This window comes from Streptacidiphilus rugosus AM-16 (assembly GCF_000744655.1).
In the GTDB taxonomy this organism is placed as follows: Bacteria; Actinomycetota; Actinomycetes; order Streptomycetales; family Streptomycetaceae; genus Streptacidiphilus; species Streptacidiphilus rugosus.
Map to the genome: position 1 here is coordinate 3,340,803 of NZ_JQMJ01000004.1, position 15,480 is coordinate 3,356,282.

Genomic DNA, 15,480 nt, shown 5'->3' on the forward strand with positions numbered 1-15,480 from the left:
TGCACGCTGCGCGCCGGGGATCCGGCGCGCAGGTCAGGGCCTGTCGCCACCCCGCTACAGGCCCTTCAGCTTCTCCAGCATCAGCGCGACCGCCGGCACCCGTCCCAGGTCCGGCAGCGTCAGCGCGACGATCTCGCGGGCGACGCCCGCAGCCAGCGGTACCACGGCGACGCCGTCGGTCCGGGTCGCCGCCAGGGCGAGCTCGGGCAGCACGGCCACGCCCAGACCGGCGGCGACCAGGCCGAGCACGGCCGGGTAGTCGTCGGTCGCGAAGTCGATCCGCGGGGTGAAGCCCGCGGCCTCGCACAGGTCCACGAGATGTCCGCGGCACTGCGGGCAACCGGCGATCCACGGCTCGTCCGCGAGGACGGCCAGGTCGCCCGCCTCGGCCTGCCCGGCGAGGGCGTGACCCTCCGGCACCAGCGCGACCAGCGGGTCGCGCCGCAGGTGCGTGACCGCGAGGTCGCTCCAGTCCTCCGGCTCGGTGCTCGCCCCCGCCGCTCTGGGGTACCTGAACGCCAGCACGACCTCGCACTCCGCCGCGCGGAGCATGCCCACGGAGTCCGGTGGCTCGGCCTCGGTGAGCGAGACCTTGACCCCCGGCCGCTCGGCGCGGAGCGCGGCGACGGCGGCGGGTACGAGGGTGGCGCTCGCGGTCGGGAACGAGACCAGGCGCACGCGCCCGGCCCGCAGCCCGGCGATGCCGGCGAGCTCGTCCTCCGCGGCGGTCAGCCCGGCGAGGATGCCCGCGGCGTGCCCGGCCAGCACCTCCCCGGCCTCGCTCAGCGCGACGCCGCGGCCGACGCGGACGACGAGCGGGGTGCCGACGGACTTCTCCAGCGCCTTCATCTGCTGGCTGATGGCCGGCTGCGTCAGCCCGAGCTCGCGTGCGGCGGCGGAGAAGCTGCCCTGCCGGGCGACGGCGCGGAGCACTCTCAGATGACGGGCCTCGATCACGGTCCTCAGCATAGGCAGCCCCCAACGGGCGCACCTCACAGCGGAGGGTCAGTGGCAACCACCCAGGGGGGCGCGGGGAACTGCGCGACAAGCCACCCACCCAGGTGGCAGGCCGAACGCGCAGGGCCGTCCGCACACGGTGGTTTCTCGCGCAGTTCCCCGCGCCCCTGAGGTGTTGCCACTTAACCTTGCTGGTCATGGGAACGCTTGTGTCAGTCAACGTGGGCCGCGCGGAAGCGACCGTGCACTCCGAGGTCGGGGCGACCGGGATCGGGAAGACGCCCGTCGCCGGGCCGGTGCAGGTCACCGCGCCCCTGGCGGTCAAGGGGGTGAGCGGGCTCGCCGGTGACGTCGTGTGTGACGACCGGTTCCACGGCGGCGTGGACCAGGCCGTGTACGCGTACGCACGCGAGGAGCTGGACGCGTGGGCCGCCGAGCTCGGCCGGGAACTGCGGGACGGGATGTTCGGGGAGAACCTGACGACCACCGGGCTCGCCGTGTCCGACGCCGTGATCGGAGAGCGCTGGCGGATCGGCGAAAGCCTGCTGCTGGAGGTCAGCGCGACGCGGATCCCGTGCCGGACCTTCGCCGGGTGGATGGACGAGGCGCAGTGGGTCAAGCGCTTCACCGAGCGGGCGCGGCCCGGCGCGTACCTCCGGGTGATCACACCGGGGCCGGTCGCCGTCGGCGACGTGATCACCGTCGTGCACCGTCCGGACCACGGCATCACCTCCGCCGACGTCACCCGCGCGCTCTCCGCCCGGGCGCCGGAACTGCTGCCCGCCATCGCCGCGCTGGAGACGCTCGGCGTCGCGTACCGGGACGCCGCCGCGAACCGGCTCAAGGCCGCCGCCGGGGCCTGAAACGCCGGAAGCCCGGCGCCCCCTCGGGGGCGCCGGGCTTCGGGACTGACGGGTGTCAGTGGGAGTGGCCGTGGCCACCGTGCGAGTGGCCAGCGGCGGCCTGCTCCTCTTCCTTCTTCTCGACGACCAGGGTCTCGGTCGTGAGCAGCAGGGAGGCGATGGACGCGGCGTTCTCCAGCGCGGAGCGGGTCACCTTGACCGGGTCGATGACGCCGGCCTTGACCAGGTCGCCGTACTCGCCGGTCGCGGCGTTGTAGCCCTCGCGGACGTCGCCCAGCTCGGCCACCTTCGTGGTGATGACGTAGCCCTCGAGGCCCGCGTTCTGGGCGATCCAGCGCAGCGGCTCGACCAGGGCGCGGCGGACGACGGAGACGCCCACGGCCTCGTCGCCGGCCAGGCCCAGGCCGCCGTCGAGCACCTTCTGCGCGTGGACCAGGGAGGCGCCACCGCCGGCGACGATGCCCTCCTCGACCGCGGCGCGGGTCGCCGAGATGGCGTCCTCGAGACGGTGCTTCTTCTCCTTGAGCTCGACCTCGGTGGCCGCGCCGACCTTGATGACGCAGACGCCGCCGGCCAGCTTGGCCAGGCGCTCCTGCAGCTTCTCGCGGTCCCAGTCGGAGTCGGTGCCCTCGATCTCGGCCTTGATCTGCGCGACGCGGCCCGCGACCTCCTCGGAGGAGCCGGCGCCGTCGACGATCGTGGTGTCGTCCTTGGAGACGGTCACGCGGCGGGCGGAGCCCAGCACGTCCAGACCGGCCTGGTCGAGCTTGAGGCCGACCTCCTCGGCGATGACGGTCGCACCGGTCAGCGTGGCGATGTCGCCCAGCATGGCCTTGCGGCGGTCGCCGAAGCCGGGGGCCTTGACGGCCACGGCGTTGAAGGTGCCACGGATCTTGTTGACGACGAGGGTGGAGAGCGCCTCGCCCTCGACGTCCTCGGCGATGATCAGCAGCGGCTTGGAGCCACCGCCCTGGAGGATCTTCTCCAGCAGCGGGAGCAGGTCCTGGATCGAGGAGATCTTGCCCTGGTGGACGAGGATGTACGGGTCCTCGAGCACGGCCTCCATGCGCTCCTGGTCCGTGGTCATGTAGGGCGACAGGTAACCCTTGTCGAACTGCATGCCCTCGGTGAACTCGAGCTCCAGGCCGAAGGTGTTGGACTCCTCGACGGTGATGACACCGTCCTTGCCCACCTTGTCCATGGCCTCGGCGATGAGCTCGCCGACCTGCTGGTCCTGGGCGGACAGCGCGGCGACGGCGGCGATGTCCTCCTTGCCCTCGACCTCGCGGGCGACGGAGAGCAGGTGCTCGGAGACGGCCTTGACGGCGGCGTCGATGCCGCGCTTCAGGCTCGCCGGACCGGCGCCGGCGGCGACGTTGCGCAGACCCTCGTTGACGAGCGCCTGGGCCAGCACGGTGGCGGTGGTGGTGCCGTCGCCCGCGACGTCGTTGGTCTTGGTGGCGACCTCCTTGACGAGCTGCGCGCCAAGGTTCTCGTACGGGTCGTCCAGCTCGACCTCACGGGCGATGGTCACGCCGTCGTTGGTGATGGTCGGGGCGCCGAACTTCTTGTCGATGACGACGTTGCGGCCCTTGGGGCCGATCGTCACCTTGACCGTGTCGGCCAGCTTGTTGACACCGCGCTCCAGCGAGCGGCGGGCGTCCTCGTCGAACTGCAGGATCTTCGCCATGCCTAGGGGTTCCCTCTCGAACAACCGCGCCCCGGGCCCCGTGTACGGGTCCCGGGGCGGGTCACGACTTAGCCGTCTTGACGGTCAGGTCAGTGGAGCTGACTTACTTCTCGATGATCGCGAGCACGTCGCGGGCCGAGAGGACCAGGTACTCCTGGCCGTTGTACTTGACCTCGGTGCCGCCGTACTTGCTGTACAGGACGACGTCGCCCACGGCGACGTCCAGCGGCAGACGCTGGCCGTCCTCGAAGCGACCCGGGCCCACGGCGAGGACGACGCCCTCCTGGGGCTTCTCCTTCGCGGTGTCCGGGATGACCAGGCCGGAGGCCGTGGTCTGCTCGGCGTCGAGCGGCTGGACCACGATGCGGTCCTCAAGCGGCTTGATGGCAACCTTGGAGCTGGTGGTCGTCACGATCCGACCTCCCCCTTCGGAGATCCGGGGTACACATGTCTTGGGGCGTGAAGACATGGCATGCCCGTCGTCGCGGTGCCGGACGTGCCGTTTCACGCTTAGCGCTCTCTGGTGGAGAGTGCCAACGACGACAGTAGGCGGCGCTTAGCACTCAGTCAACCAGAGTGCCAACGCGTTGCTTATGTCCCCGCCCCGGCCAGGCCGTTCCGGGCCCGAACCCGGCCTGCTGCCCGGGCGTGTCGCAGGGGTCGCCGCCGCGGCCCGGCCGACCCGCGAGAATGGGGCCGTGGAGATCGACGCGTTTGCCGCCCTGATGACGGACGAGGGCCAGGCCCTGCTCACCGAGCTCAAGGACTACTCGCCCGCCGACGAGCTCGCGCTGGCCACGCGACTGCGGCGCTCGTACGAGGCGGGGCTGGTCTCGGCCGCGCTCGCGCAGGCGCGGCTGCGCAGCCGGGCGGCGGCCAAGTTCGGGGCGGACGCGGAGCGGATGTACTTCACGCCCAACGGCGTCGAGCAGTCCACCCGGTCGGGTGTCGCGCAGTGGCGCGCGCAGCGGTTCACTGCGCTGGGGGTCCGCTCCGTCGCGGACCTCTGCTCGGGGATCGGCGGTGACGCCATCGCCCTGGCCCGGGCCGGGATCCGGGTGCTGGCCGTGGACCGGGACGAGGCCGCCTGCGCCGCCGCGGAAGCCAACGCGCGGGCGCTGGGGCTGGCGGATCTGATCGAGACCCGCTGCGCCGACGTCGCCGAGGTCGACACCGTCGGCTACGACGCCGTGTTCGTCGATCCCGCGCGCCGAGGGGGCCGCGGCAGGATCTTCGATCCCGAGGCGTACTCGCCGCCGCTCAGCTGGGCCGTGGAGGCCGCCAGGCGCGCGCCCTTCGCCGCGCTCAAGGTCGCCCCCGGGATCCCGCACGAGGCCGTGCCGGAGGACGCCGAGGTGGAGTGGGTGTCCGACGGCGGGGACGTGAAGGAGGCCGTGCTCTGGTTCGGCACGAAGGCCCCCCAGCCCCACCGGGCGACCCTGCTGCCCGCCGGCGCGAGCCTGACCGGCGGACGGCTCCCCGACCCTCCGGCCGGACCGGTCCTGAGCTACCTCTACGAACCGGACGGCGCGGTGATCCGCGCCCATCTGGTCGCCGAGGTGGCCGCACAGCTCGGCGACGCGACGCTGATCGACCCGACGATCGCCTATCTGACCAGTGATCAGCTGACCGCGACCCCTTACGCGACGGCCTACAGGATCACCGACGTGCTGCCGTTCAACCTGAAGAGGCTCAAGGCCCTGGTCCGCGAGCGGTCCATCGGCACCCTCGTGATCAAGAAGCGCGGCTCGGCGATCGAGCCGGAGGAGCTGCGCAGAAAGATCAAGCCCGAGGGGGTGAACTCGGCGGTCGTCGTCTTGACGCGGGCCGCCGGGGCGCCGGTGATGCTGCTGGGGCAGCCTGCCGACCGACCGGGGGCCGTCGGCGCCGTCAGCCCGTAGGCGGCTGGATGTAGTCGTCGAGCCTGGCGACGGTGAAGCCCTGCTCCTCGATCCGCTTCACCAGGTTCACGAACATCGCCACCATGGTCTCCCCCTTGAGCTCGGAGGGGCCGCGGAAGTGCGCCAGGATGATGTCGCCGGGCCGGAGCTTCTTGTCGGCCGTCTGGTACTGCAGGCCCGTGATCTGCATCGTCTCCTTCCAGAGCACGATCGCGCGCGGGCCGCAGGCCTGGACGGCCTGGTTGAGCGAGGTGGTGTAGGCGCCGGCGCCGAAAGGCGGGCGGAAGAGGAACGGCGCCGTGCCGTACTCGGTCGTCAGCGTCGACTGGTCCTCGCACACCTGCCGCTTCTGCGCGGCGAGCGGGATCGTGTTCATCGGCGGGTGGCTGACGGTGTGGTTCTGGATGCTGTCGCCCAGCGCCTGAAGGGGCTTGAAGTAGCCGTAGTCGTTCTTGATGATGTCCTCGGTCAGGAACATCGTGACCGGGATCCGCAGATCCTGCATCAACTGGACGAAGCGCGGATCCTTTTCGGCCCCGTCGTCGAGCGTGATGAAGACGATCTTGTCGGAGGCGGGCACCGGCACGTTCGAGAAGACCGGCACCTTCCCGGTCTTCGTCAGCCTGATCGGCCGGTCCGCGGGCGCGGCCGGCGCGGGGAGCAGCGGCCGCAGCCCCCACTTCGCCCAGGCGGCCGGGTCGACCGTGCCGCTCCCGTCGCTCGCCAGGGGCGAGGCGGAAGCCGCGTCGCCACCGCCCCCGGGCGCCCCCTGACTCGTGGTCGGCGTGGACGCCGGTCCGCCGCTGCCGCTGCCGCACGCGCTGACGGCCAGCGCCGTCCCGAGCGCGATCGCCGCGCCGAGCCACTTCTTCATGTCGTGCTCACGAACCCTTACTCAGACAAACGGTGCAGTTCATCGTGAGACGCGGGTACATGAGTATCGGTTACCGGCAGGGAAGAATCTGCCGAGAGATCGAAGGCCGAGGGCGACCGGTCGCGCCAGACCATCTCCGCGCCGAGCGCGGCGACCATCGCCCCGTTGTCGGTGCAGAGCTTGGGACGCGGCACGCGCAGCGTGATGCCGGCGCGGTCGCAGCGCTCCTGGGCCATGGCGCGCAGCCGCGAGTTGGCGGCCACCCCACCGCCGATCATCAGGTGGTCGACGCCCTCGTCCTTGCAGGCGCGGATCGCCTTCTTCGTCAGCACGTCGGTCACCGCCTCCTGGAACGACGCGGCGACGTCCCGGATCGGCACCTCCTCGCCGGCGCGGCGCTTGGCCTCGACCCAGCGGGAGACCGCCGTCTTCAGGCCGGAGAAGGAGAAGTCGTACGCCGGATCCTTCGCGCCGCTGAGTCCGCGCGGGAACGCGATGGCCTTCGGGTCGCCCTCGCGGGCGTAGCGGTCGATGACCGGGCCGCCGGGGAAGCCGAGGTTGAGCAGCCGGGCGACCTTGTCGAAGGCCTCCCCCGCCGCGTCGTCGATGGTCGCGCCGAGGGAACGGACCTCGCTGGTGATGTCCTCGGTGAACAGCAGCGAGGAGTGCCCGCCGGAGACCAGCAGCGCCATCGTCGGCGAGGGCAGCCGGCCGTGCTCCAACTGGTCCACGCAGATGTGCGAGGCGAGGTGGTTCACCCCGTAGAGCGGCTTGTCCAGCGCGTAGGCGTAGGCCTTGGCGGCGCTCACCCCGACCAGCAGGGCGCCGGCGAGGCCGGGCCCCGCGGTGACGGCGATGCCGTCGAGGTCGCTCGCCCTGACCCCGGCCTCGTCCAGCGCGCGCTGCACGGTGGGGACCATCGCCTCCAGGTGCGCCCGGCTGGCGATCTCGGGCACTACGCCGCCGAAGCGGCCGTGCTCCTCGACGCTGGAGGCGACGGCGTCGGCGAGCAGCGTGGTGCCCCGGACGATGCCGACGCCGGTCTCGTCGCAGGAGGTCTCGATCCCGAGGACCAGCGGTTCGTCAGCGGCCATCGTCAGTCTTTCCTTCATCCTTCATGTGGCGGAGCATCACCAGGGCGTCGACACCGGACGGTTGGTAGTAGTTGCGGCGGATGCCGACCGGCTCGAAGCCGAAGCGGGTGTAGAGGCGCTGGGCGCGCTCGTTGTCGACGCGGACCTCCAGCAGCAGTTCGGTGCAGGAGGCGGCGGTGGCCTGGTCGATCAGGCGCTGCAGGAGCCTGGTCCCGAGCCCCGTGCCCCACTGGTCCTGCGCGACGGCGATCGTCTGCACGTCCCCCTCGCCGGCGACGGCCATCAGCCCGGCGTAGCCGACGATGCGTCCGGCCTCGTCCTCGGCGACGGTGTACCAGCGGCTGGCGCGCGGGTGCCGCGCGTCGGCGAGCTCGGACCAGAACATGCCGGCCGACCACGCGTCCTCGGGGAACAGCTCCCGCTCCAGCTCCAGCACCGGATCGATGTCCCACCACCGCATCTCCCGCAGCACGGCGGCGGCGGGCAGGGCGTCACCGGTCATGCCGGGAGCACCGTCTTGTAGTTCTTCGGGACCTCGGCGTCGGGGCGGCGCAGGTAGAGCGGGGTCGGCGGGAGCAGCGGCGTGCCGGAGGCGAGCGCCTCGGCGGCGAAGGCGGCGAGCGCGGCGGCGGACTGGTGGGCCGGGGCCTCGCCGCACGCGTCGGGGAAGGTCTCGGGGTAGAGCAGCGCCCCCGCGCCGACGGAGGCGAGCCCGGCCACCGCCTTGGCGATCTCGGCGGGCCGGTCCACCGCAGGGCCCTCGACGCGGACGCCGTCCGCGTCGTACCTGGCCCAGTAGACCTCCTTGCGCCGCGCGTCCGTCGCCGCGACGAGCGGCCCGCTCACGCCCGCGTCGCGCGCCGCGCGGGCGACGCCGTCGAGCGTGCAGACGCCGTGCACGGGGATCCCCAGCGCGTGGCCGAGCGCGGCGGCGGTGGCGAGACCGACCCGCAGGCCGGTGTAGGGCCCGGGCCCTACCCCGACGACGATCGCTCCGAGCTCCTCCTTCGGCGTGCCCGCTTCCCGCAGCACCGCGTCGATGGTGGGAAGCAGCAGTTCACCGTGGCGTCGCGCGTCGACCTGGTCGGCGGAGCCGAGCACCGCGCCGGTCTCGGTGTCCAGCACGGCGGCGGTGACGGCGGGGGTGGCGGTGTCGAAGGCAAGCAGCAGCACGCCCCCAGGTTAGTCGCCCCGACCCCCACCCCGTCCCCGCCCGCCCCTCCCGCAACGATTCGCCACCCCCGCGCGGGCCCACCCCGCCTCGCCCGCGCCACGAGCAGGGCGACGACAAGGCGCAGCGGGCCGACGGGAAGGACGGTGACGTCGCCCGAGCCGCCCGACTGGTCCGCGCGCGTCGGCCCGGTGGCGGGGCGTCGGGCGCCGTGAGCCTCCAGCCCGCAGTCCGGTCGCCCCCCGCCGCGGCTCCCGTGCCCGGCCGGGGTGAGCTTTCCCGCCCCGTGGGCGGCGATGTGGCGGACCGGGGCTGGCAGGATGAGAGGCTTAGGACGGCCAACGCGATGATCGCGATTCATGTGTGGAGGAGACCGTGGCGAAACTCGGGTCGGGCGCAGTCGTCACCGCGCTGACCGCCGGTGCGCTCGCCCTGGTGGCGATGCTCGCCGTGCAGGCGAAGAGCTCCGCCTCCACCACGGCCGGGACCGGGACCGTGGGCAAGCCGCCGGCGGTGAGCGCGTCCAGCACGCCCGGCGCGGCGGGTTCGGCGAAGGCCGCCGCCGTGCCGAAGGACTCCGGCACCGGGAAGCGGGTCGTGTACTCCGTCGGCCAGAAGCGCGTCTGGCTGGTCGACCCGGGCCAGTCGGGGCCCTCGAAGACCTTCACCGTGCAGCCGGGGACGGTCGACCCCGCTCCGGGGAGCTACGCGGTCTTCCGCACCCGGTCCGGCCCGTACGCGGGTTCGGACGGCAAGCAGATCAAGAACGCGGTGCTGTTCGCCTCCCACGACGGCTCGATCATCGGCTTCAGCTCCGCCGTCGACGGCAGCACGCCCGCGCCCGACCCGAGCAAGCACACCGGCGGCATCCGCGAGACGGTCGCGGACGGCCAGGCCCTGTTCGACTTCGCCCCCTACAACACCAAGGTCGTCGTCGTCGCCTGACCGGTCGGCGAGAACGCACTGCGCCCCCGCACCGTCGGTGCGGGGGCGCAGTTCACGCGGTGATCAGTGGATGTGGCGCCACATGAAGGACTCGAGGTAGTCCTCCGTCGGGCTGCCCAGACCGGTCACGTTGTCGTAGCCCCGCGTCGCGGACAGGGACGAGTCCTGGCCGAGCGTGCGGAGGGAGGTGACGAGGCCGTTCGAGGCGTCCACCGTGTTGGCGAAGTCCACGCGCGCCACCGCAAGGCCCACCTTCGGGCCGAACGGGTGGTCGGTCACGTCGTGGAGCGTGCGGTGCTTGGCGTAGATCGCCGGGTCGGCGAAGCCGATGGCGAAGCCCTGCGCCTGCTGCGCGAGCGCCTGGATGCCGGCGAAGACCGGGGAGGCCAGGCTGGTGCCGCCGATGCGGTACTCGCTGTACTTCACCGTGCCGTCCGGGAAGGTCTGGGTCTGACCCACCAGGAAGCCGGTGTTCGGGTCGGCGATCGCCGAGACGTCAGGCACGACGCGCTTCGCGCCGCCGCCGTTCGCGTTGGCCAGGGCCGAGGGCACGAAGCCCTTCTGGTAGAACGGCTGCGGAACACGCGCGCTGGTACCGCCGCCACCGCCGCCGTGGAACGAGCCGGGGAAGCCGACCCAGCTCTTGCCGTCCGCCGAGAGCGAGGACTTGCCGGTGCCCCAGCCGGTCTCGAACTCGTAGTTGCCGTGCTTGCCGATCGCCAGCGAGGTGCCGCCGACGGCCGTCACGTACGGCAGGGAGGCGGGCATGTCGCTCTGCTTCGTACCGGTGTTGGCGAGCTCGTCGCCGTTGTCACCGCTGGAGAAGTAGAAGCCGATGCCCTCGACCGCGCCGCGCTCGAAGATCTGGTTGTAGACCGCGTCCTCGGCCGGGTCGCTGCCGTTCTCCGGGGAGCCCCAGGAGTTGGTGACGATGCTGGCCAGGTGGTTGTCCACGATGCGGGTGAGCGCGTCGCGGAGGTCCTGGTCGTTGCAGGAGCCGGCGCCGACGTAGGCGATGTTGGCTGCCGGGGCGATCGCGTGCACCGCCTCGACGTCCAGCGACTGCTCGCCGTACCAGCCGGACGCGCCGCAGCCGTTCGGGTTGGCGTCGGACGGGTCGGCCGTGTCGGTCCAGGCCGCCGCGTCGTACTGCTTGAACTGGCCCTTCTTGTACGCCGCGTCACCGTTGCGCTTGGCGTAGGTGGCGGCGTCGGCCGCGATGGTCGGCGAGTCGTACGCGTCGACGATCGCGACCGTCTGGCCCTTGCCGGTCAGGCCGGTCGCGGTCGCGCCGTAGGCGTCGCGCAGCTGGTGGCCGTTGTAGCCCTTGACGGTGTACGACACAGTCCTGCCGAACGCCTTGGGCAGCGTCTTGGCGAGGTTCGAGCCGTAGTACGACGAGAACGGACCGGCGTTGACGAACGCGGCTCCCGGAGGGGGCAGCGTGTCGTCGTGCTTCATGACGGCGGGCTTGGTGTTGAGCCCGGCCACCGTCAGGATCGCGTCCGCGACGTCCGCCGGGACGCTGAGCGCACCGGCCGGGGCGCGGTAGCTGTGGCCGCCGGTCGTGTAGGTGCGCAGCTGGGCGCCGAAGGCGCGCTGCGCGGCGGCGACGTCACCGCTGACCGAGATGTAGTGCTGGTTGACACCGGTGATCTTCAGACCGGCCGAGCGCAGCCAGGCCGAGACCCGCTTGATCTGGTCGGCGGTCGCGCCGAACCTGGCGTCGGACTGCTGCGGCGTCAGGTAGTGCCCGTACTGGGCGCTCTGGGGGTCGGACACCTTCTGCACGAAGGCGTCGAGACCGGCCTGGTCCCCTGCGAGGTAGACGCGCGCGGTGACCCCGCCGTTCAGCGCCGCCTGCCCCTTGTCCGCGGCGGCCGCGGTCCACGCCGGCTTGCCGCCCGCGATGTCGTGCCGCACGGATGTCGCGCTCGCGGGAGACCCCGCGGCGACGGCGGCGGCCAGCATCGGCAGGGTCGCTGCCAATGCGATGCCGACACGCCGATGTGTTCCCCTGCTGTGCATCAAACGCCCTCCCCGGGCCGTTGACTGTGGGCCTAGCGTTTCCCCTGTGATGAGGGGGCAAGGGTAAGAGAACCGGTGAATGAACCGTCGGTCAAGAGTGCGAAGCCCCCGTGTTACCGACCCGAGTGGTGACACCGGGGATTTTTAACGACCGGAAACATCCGGGCAGCACTGACACTCCGTCAGGCCTGACCTGACGGAGCGTCGACGAGCTGGGGCTATTCGCCCGCGGACGAGCTGCCGTCGTCCGGCGGCAGACAGACGGCCACGACGGAGGCGGTGCAGGCGAGCACGCGGGCCGCACTCACCTCGGGCGCGCGGACGGCGGCGGTCCGCAGGACGGCGTCGCGCGCGGCGGTCGCGGGGCGCGGCTCCTTGCGGACGGGCGGGGTCGTGCCGGGCATGCTGGCTCCCGGGGGGCACCCCCGGCCGGAGGCCGGGGCGGTGTCGGCGCTGGCTGATCCCATCTTCCCGACACGGCGTCGGAATAACAACAGCAACCGCTCCGGCCGTCGGCGGGCCGGAGTCGCAGCCCGGCACGGGAACGTCCTGATGACGCCCTCGTCCGCCCCGGTCAGGCCCGATGCGTGCTGGGAGCAGAAGGCGCACCCGCCCCGCGCCGCGCCGCCGCAGCGCCGTGGCACGACGACGCGCAGGGAGGCACAGGGAAGCGCGGGGAGGCGCAGCCGCGTTCCCGGAAGCGGGGCGTCCTGCGGCCGTCGCCGGTCGATCGGGAACGTCCGACCGGACGGCCTACGCGCGGGCGACGGCCAGCGCGGCGAGCCCGACCTCGGCCCAGCGGGCGCCCAGGCCGGTGAGGGTGACCGACCGCTCGTCGGGCACGTCGGGGTCCAGGTCCTGATCCAGCGAGAGCTGGGCGTCGCCGCCCATCGCCCGCTCGATCCTGACCTCCAGGCGGGACTCGGAGAGCTCCTCGACCTTGCCCTCGCCCCACTCCACCACCACGACCGACTCGGGGAGGCTGACGTCCAGGTCGAGATCCTCCATCTGGTCGAGCCCCCCGCCGAGCCGGTACGCGTCCACGTGGACCAGTGCGGGGCCGCCGACCAGGGAGGGGTGCACCCGGGCGATGACGAAGGTCGGGGAGGTGACCGCGCCGCGCACGCCCAGGCCCTCGCCCAGGCCGCGGGCCAGCGTCGTCTTGCCCGCCCCGAGCTCGCCGGAGAGCAGGACGAGGTCCCCGGGGCGCAGCACCGTGGCGAGCGTCCGGCCGAGTTCCTGCATCGCGGCCGGGTGGGGGACGGTGAGGGTGGCGACGTTACCCATGGTGGTGCGTGTCCTTCCGTGCTGCGGTGGGGCGGGGAGGTGCGGGGTCAGGCGCGTCGGGCGAGATCGTGGACGTGCGGGGGCAGCGGCGCGCCGCAGTGCGCGGCCGCGCGTTCCAGCAGGTCGGCGAGGCGGGCGTCCACCAGCGCCGGGCGTTCGAGCATCAGCAGGTGACCGGTCTCGGGCACGATCTCCAGCGCGGCGTCGGGGAGTTGCGCGGCGATCGCGGCGCTGTGCGCGGGCGGCGTGAGCAGGTCCTGCTCGCCCGCCATCACCAGGGTCGGGATCTCGCTCAGCGTGGCGAGCGCCGCCGTCTTCTCGTGGGCGGGGAAGACCGGGAAGAACTCGGCGACGACGTCCACGGGCGTCGCCTCCAGCAGCTGCTGCGCGAAGCGCGCCAGCGCCGGGTCGATGTCGTCGGAGCCGAAGGAGAACCGGTGGTAGACGGCGGCGGTCAGCTCGCTGCTGAGGCGTCGGCCGCGCTCGACCAGGGCGGCCTGACGGCCCAGCGCCTTGATGATGCCGGGCCCCACCCGATGGAACATCTTCGCGCCGACGCCGGGCAGCCCGAGGGTGACGCCGCGCCAGCTGCCGGAGGTGGTGCCGAGGAAGGCGACCCCGGCGACCCGCTCGGCGAAGAGCTCGGGGCGCTGGGCGGCCAGGGCCATGATGGTCATGCCGCCCATGGAGTGACCCACCAGCACGAGCGGACCTGTGGGGGCGACGGCGTCGATGACCGCGCCGAGGTCGCCGCCGAGCTGGTCGATGGAGGCGGGCTCCCCGCCGAGGAAGCTGCGGCTGCGCTCGGACCGGCCGTGGCTGCGTTGGTCCCAGAAGACCAGCCGGAGCCCCTCCCTGAACGCCTCGCGCTGGAAGTGCCAGCTGTCCTGGTTCAGGCAGTACCCGTGCGTGAAGACGACGGTCAGCGGCGGCGTCGGCGGCAGGCCGAGCCAGCTGCCCACCCCGGACAGCACCCCGCCCAGCGGCCCGGGAGCGGCCGGCTCTGCGGAGGCGCCGCGTCTGCGCCCGAGCCAGCTGCGCCGGAAGCTCCTTGGGGAGGCGGTGGTCCTGCCCTGCTCCGCCGGACCTGCCGGATCGGCGGCCTCGGCCGGATCGCCCGCAGCGGTCGGCGCGGCGTGGGCGACCTCACGGGCGACGACGGGGTCGGTGCCCGCCCAGCCGGAGCCGTCCAGTTCGACGTAGAGCTCGGTGCCGTCCGCGGCCGGGACGCGCAGCGGGGTGCCGCGCAGCGAGCCGAAGGCGGCGGCGGCGTCGAGCTCGGCCTCGGCGCGGCGGCGCATGTCGCGGCCGACGGTCAGGCGTTCCAGCGCGACCCCGGCGACGGCGCCGGCGGCCACCACGCCGAGGGAGACGCCGACGATGCCCGCACGGCTCCAGCGGCCTGCGGCGACGTCGCCGACGACCGCCCCGGCCGCGTCCCGCACCTGGCGGACGACGTCGCCGCCACCGCCGTCGCTGCCGCCGGCCATCAGTCGTCGCCGCCCAGATAGCGACGCGGGACCCGGGCGCCGATGCGGGTGACGATCTCGTACGAGATCGTTCCCGCGGCGCGGGCCCAGTCCTCCGCCGTGGGCTCGCCGCGCTCGCCGTTGCCGAAGAGCACCGCCACGTCGCCGACCTCGGCCGCGTCGCCGCCGAGGTCCACGACGAACTGGTCCATCGCCACGCGTCCGGCGACGGTGCGCCACTTGTCGGCCAGCCAGACCGGGCCGGCTCCGCTCGCGTGCCGCGGGATGCCGTCCGCGTAGCCGAGCGGCACCAGGGCGAGCGTGGTCTCGCCGGGGGTGACGTAGGTATGTCCGTAGCTGACGCCGTGCCCGCTCGGGACGCGCTTGACCTGCGCGACCCTGGCCACCAGCGACATCACCGGGCGCAGGCCGAAGTCGGCCGGGCTGCCGAGCTCGGGCACCGGCGACAGCCCGTACTGGGCGAGGCCCGTCCTGACCAGGTCGAAGTGGGACTCGGGCAGCGTCAGCGTCGCCGGGGAGTTGGCGATGTGCCGCACCTCCGGACGCAGGCCGGCCGCCTCGGCGACGGCCAGCACCTCCTGGTACGCGCGGAGCTGCGCGGCGATCGAGGGATGCCCCGGCTCGTCGGCGCAGGCGAAGTGCGACCAGACGCCGGTGACGCTGATCAGGCCCTCGGCCTCGGCGGCCCGCGCGGCGGCGACCAGCTCGGGCCAGTCGGCGGGCTGCGCGCCGTTGCGGCCCAGGCCGGTGTCGGCCTTGAGCTGCACCCTGGCCGGGCGTCCGACCGCGCGCACCGCGTCGAGCACGTGCGGCAGCGCCCAGAGCCCGCTGACGGAGATGTCGATGTCGGCGGCGACGGTCTCCCGCCACGGGCTGCCGGGCGTCCACAGCCAGCAGAGCACCCTCGCGTCCTGCGGGCCGATCCCGGCCGCGCGCAGGGCCAGCGCCTCCTCCGGCGTGGCCGTGCCGAGCCAGCTCGCCCCGGCGGCCAGCGCCGCGCGGGCGCACGGCACCGAGCCGTGGCCGTAGGCGTCCGCCTTGACCACGGACATGACTCCGGCCGACCCCACGCGGTCGCGCAGCGCGGCGATATTGCCGCGCAGCGCCGCAAGGTCGATCAGGGCTTCGGCTCGCATTGCAGTGTCCATCGGGTGACAGTCTCCCAGAAGCGCGAGGGCGC

The 15,480-nt window shown here is 73.0% G+C and carries 15 protein-coding genes; 3 read left to right on the forward strand and 12 right to left on the reverse strand.

The genetic code is table 11. The features are described from left to right. Nucleotides 1-54: 54 nt before the first annotated feature. Nucleotides 55-957, reverse strand: coding sequence for a LysR family transcriptional regulator (locus BS83_RS23970; protein WP_037609748.1), 903 nt, complete (start codon nt 955-957; stop codon nt 55-57). A gap of 197 nt (nt 958-1,154) precedes the next feature. Here BS83_RS23970 and BS83_RS23975 point away from each other — a divergent pair, with 197 nt between their 5' ends. Further along, nucleotides 1,155-1,820, forward strand: a complete 666-nt coding sequence (locus tag BS83_RS23975) for an MOSC domain-containing protein (RefSeq protein ID WP_051943785.1) — start codon at nt 1,155-1,157, stop codon at nt 1,818-1,820. A 55-nt stretch (nt 1,821-1,875) separates the two neighbouring features. Here BS83_RS23975 and groL read toward each other — a convergent pair whose 3' ends face one another. Continuing rightward, nucleotides 1,876-3,510, reverse strand: a complete 1,635-nt coding sequence (groL, locus tag BS83_RS23980) for a chaperonin GroEL (RefSeq protein WP_037605648.1) — start codon at nt 3,508-3,510, stop codon at nt 1,876-1,878. Between the two features lie 103 nt (nt 3,511-3,613). After that, entirely contained in the window at nt 3,614-3,922 is a 309-nt protein-coding gene (groES, locus tag BS83_RS23985) for a co-chaperone GroES (RefSeq protein ID WP_037605649.1), read from the reverse strand. 313 nt (nt 3,923-4,235) lie between these two features. On the opposite strand from groES, the gene BS83_RS23990 reads away from it, so the two are divergent. Beyond that, entirely contained in the window at nt 4,236-5,411 is a 1,176-nt protein-coding gene (locus BS83_RS23990; RefSeq protein WP_232248739.1) for a class I SAM-dependent methyltransferase, read from the forward strand. Here the strand turns inward: BS83_RS23990 and BS83_RS23995 are convergent. Genes BS83_RS23995 through tsaB form a run of 4 tightly spaced genes read right to left on the reverse strand, consistent with a single transcriptional unit; the run spans nt 5,401 to nt 8,552 of the window. After that, nucleotides 5,401-6,285 carry a polysaccharide deacetylase family protein gene (locus tag BS83_RS23995; RefSeq protein WP_037605651.1) on the reverse strand — a complete coding sequence of 295 codons (885 nt, stop codon included), beginning with the start codon at nt 6,283-6,285 and terminating at the stop codon, nt 5,401-5,403. The two genes, BS83_RS23990 and BS83_RS23995, sit on opposite strands and share 11 nt — an antisense overlap. 17 nt (nt 6,286-6,302) lie before the next feature. After that, on the reverse strand, nt 6,303-7,379 hold the full coding sequence (tsaD, locus tag BS83_RS24000; RefSeq protein ID WP_037605653.1) for a tRNA (adenosine(37)-N6)-threonylcarbamoyltransferase complex transferase subunit TsaD: 1,077 nt from the start codon (nt 7,377-7,379) through the stop codon (nt 6,303-6,305). After that, complete coding sequence (gene rimI / locus BS83_RS24005) at nt 7,369-7,881, reverse strand: ribosomal protein S18-alanine N-acetyltransferase (protein WP_037605654.1); 513 nt, start codon at nt 7,879-7,881, stop codon at nt 7,369-7,371. Before rimI ends, tsaD begins: the two co-directional genes overlap by 11 nt. Beyond that, nucleotides 7,878-8,552, reverse strand: coding sequence for a tRNA (adenosine(37)-N6)-threonylcarbamoyltransferase complex dimerization subunit type 1 TsaB (gene tsaB, locus BS83_RS24010; protein WP_037605655.1), 675 nt, complete (start codon nt 8,550-8,552; stop codon nt 7,878-7,880). Before tsaB ends, rimI begins: the two co-directional genes overlap by 4 nt. Before the next feature lie 373 nt (nt 8,553-8,925). On the opposite strand from tsaB, the gene BS83_RS24015 reads away from it, so the two are divergent. Beyond that, the gene (locus tag BS83_RS24015; RefSeq protein ID WP_037609751.1) at nt 8,926-9,495 is read left to right on the forward strand and encodes a hypothetical protein; all 570 of its coding nucleotides are present in this window, start codon (nt 8,926-8,928) and stop codon (nt 9,493-9,495) included. A gap of 63 nt (nt 9,496-9,558) precedes the next feature. Here the strand turns inward: BS83_RS24015 and BS83_RS24020 are convergent, their stop codons facing one another. From BS83_RS24020 to alr, 5 genes are all read right to left on the reverse strand, one after another. Beyond that, nucleotides 9,559-11,523 carry a S53 family peptidase gene (locus tag BS83_RS24020; RefSeq protein ID WP_051943791.1) on the reverse strand — a complete coding sequence of 655 codons (1,965 nt, stop codon included), beginning with the start codon at nt 11,521-11,523 and terminating at the stop codon, nt 9,559-9,561. A gap of 218 nt (nt 11,524-11,741) precedes the next feature. Further along, complete coding sequence (locus tag BS83_RS24025) at nt 11,742-11,927, reverse strand: hypothetical protein (protein WP_037605658.1); 186 nt, start codon at nt 11,925-11,927, stop codon at nt 11,742-11,744. A gap of 349 nt (nt 11,928-12,276) precedes the next feature. Further along, the gene (gene tsaE / locus BS83_RS24030; protein WP_037605659.1) at nt 12,277-12,810 is read right to left on the reverse strand and encodes a tRNA (adenosine(37)-N6)-threonylcarbamoyltransferase complex ATPase subunit type 1 TsaE; all 534 of its coding nucleotides are present in this window, start codon (nt 12,808-12,810) and stop codon (nt 12,277-12,279) included. Nucleotides 12,811-12,857: 47 nt separating this feature from the next. Further along, nucleotides 12,858-14,300 (reverse strand): alpha/beta fold hydrolase, encoded by a 1,443-nt coding sequence (locus tag BS83_RS24035; RefSeq protein ID WP_084713973.1) that lies wholly within the window; start codon nt 14,298-14,300, stop codon nt 12,858-12,860. Continuing rightward, nucleotides 14,300-15,436 carry an alanine racemase gene (gene alr, locus BS83_RS24040; RefSeq protein WP_084713976.1) on the reverse strand — a complete coding sequence of 379 codons (1,137 nt, stop codon included), beginning with the start codon at nt 15,434-15,436 and terminating at the stop codon, nt 14,300-14,302. Before alr ends, BS83_RS24035 begins: the two co-directional genes overlap by 1 nt. Nucleotides 15,437-15,480: the final 44 nt, after the last annotated feature.

Excerpts from the sequence above, each read along its gene's own strand:
- BS83_RS23975 (WP_051943785.1), top strand. The coding sequence starts at position 1,155 with ATGGGAACGCTTGTGTCAGTCAACGTGGGCCGCGCGGAAGCGACCGTG.
- groL (WP_037605648.1), bottom strand. The coding sequence starts at position 3,510 with ATGGCGAAGATCCTGCAGTTCGACGAGGACGCCCGCCGCTCGCTGGAG.
- BS83_RS23990 (WP_232248739.1), top strand. The coding sequence starts at position 4,236 with ATGACGGACGAGGGCCAGGCCCTGCTCACCGAGCTCAAGGACTACTCG.
- BS83_RS23995 (WP_037605651.1), bottom strand. The coding sequence starts at position 6,285 with ATGAAGAAGTGGCTCGGCGCGGCGATCGCGCTCGGGACGGCGCTGGCC.
- tsaD (WP_037605653.1), bottom strand. The coding sequence starts at position 7,379 with ATGGCCGCTGACGAACCGCTGGTCCTCGGGATCGAGACCTCCTGCGAC.
- rimI (WP_037605654.1), bottom strand. The coding sequence starts at position 7,881 with ATGACCGGTGACGCCCTGCCCGCCGCCGCCGTGCTGCGGGAGATGCGG.
- BS83_RS24020 (WP_051943791.1), bottom strand. The coding sequence starts at position 11,523 with ATGCACAGCAGGGGAACACATCGGCGTGTCGGCATCGCATTGGCAGCG.
- BS83_RS24025 (WP_037605658.1), bottom strand. The coding sequence starts at position 11,927 with ATGCCCGGCACGACCCCGCCCGTCCGCAAGGAGCCGCGCCCCGCGACC.
- tsaE (WP_037605659.1), bottom strand. The coding sequence starts at position 12,810 with ATGGGTAACGTCGCCACCCTCACCGTCCCCCACCCGGCCGCGATGCAG.
- BS83_RS24035 (WP_084713973.1), bottom strand. The coding sequence starts at position 14,300 with ATGGCCGGCGGCAGCGACGGCGGTGGCGGCGACGTCGTCCGCCAGGTG.
- alr (WP_084713976.1), bottom strand. The coding sequence starts at position 15,436 with ATGCGAGCCGAAGCCCTGATCGACCTTGCGGCGCTGCGCGGCAATATC.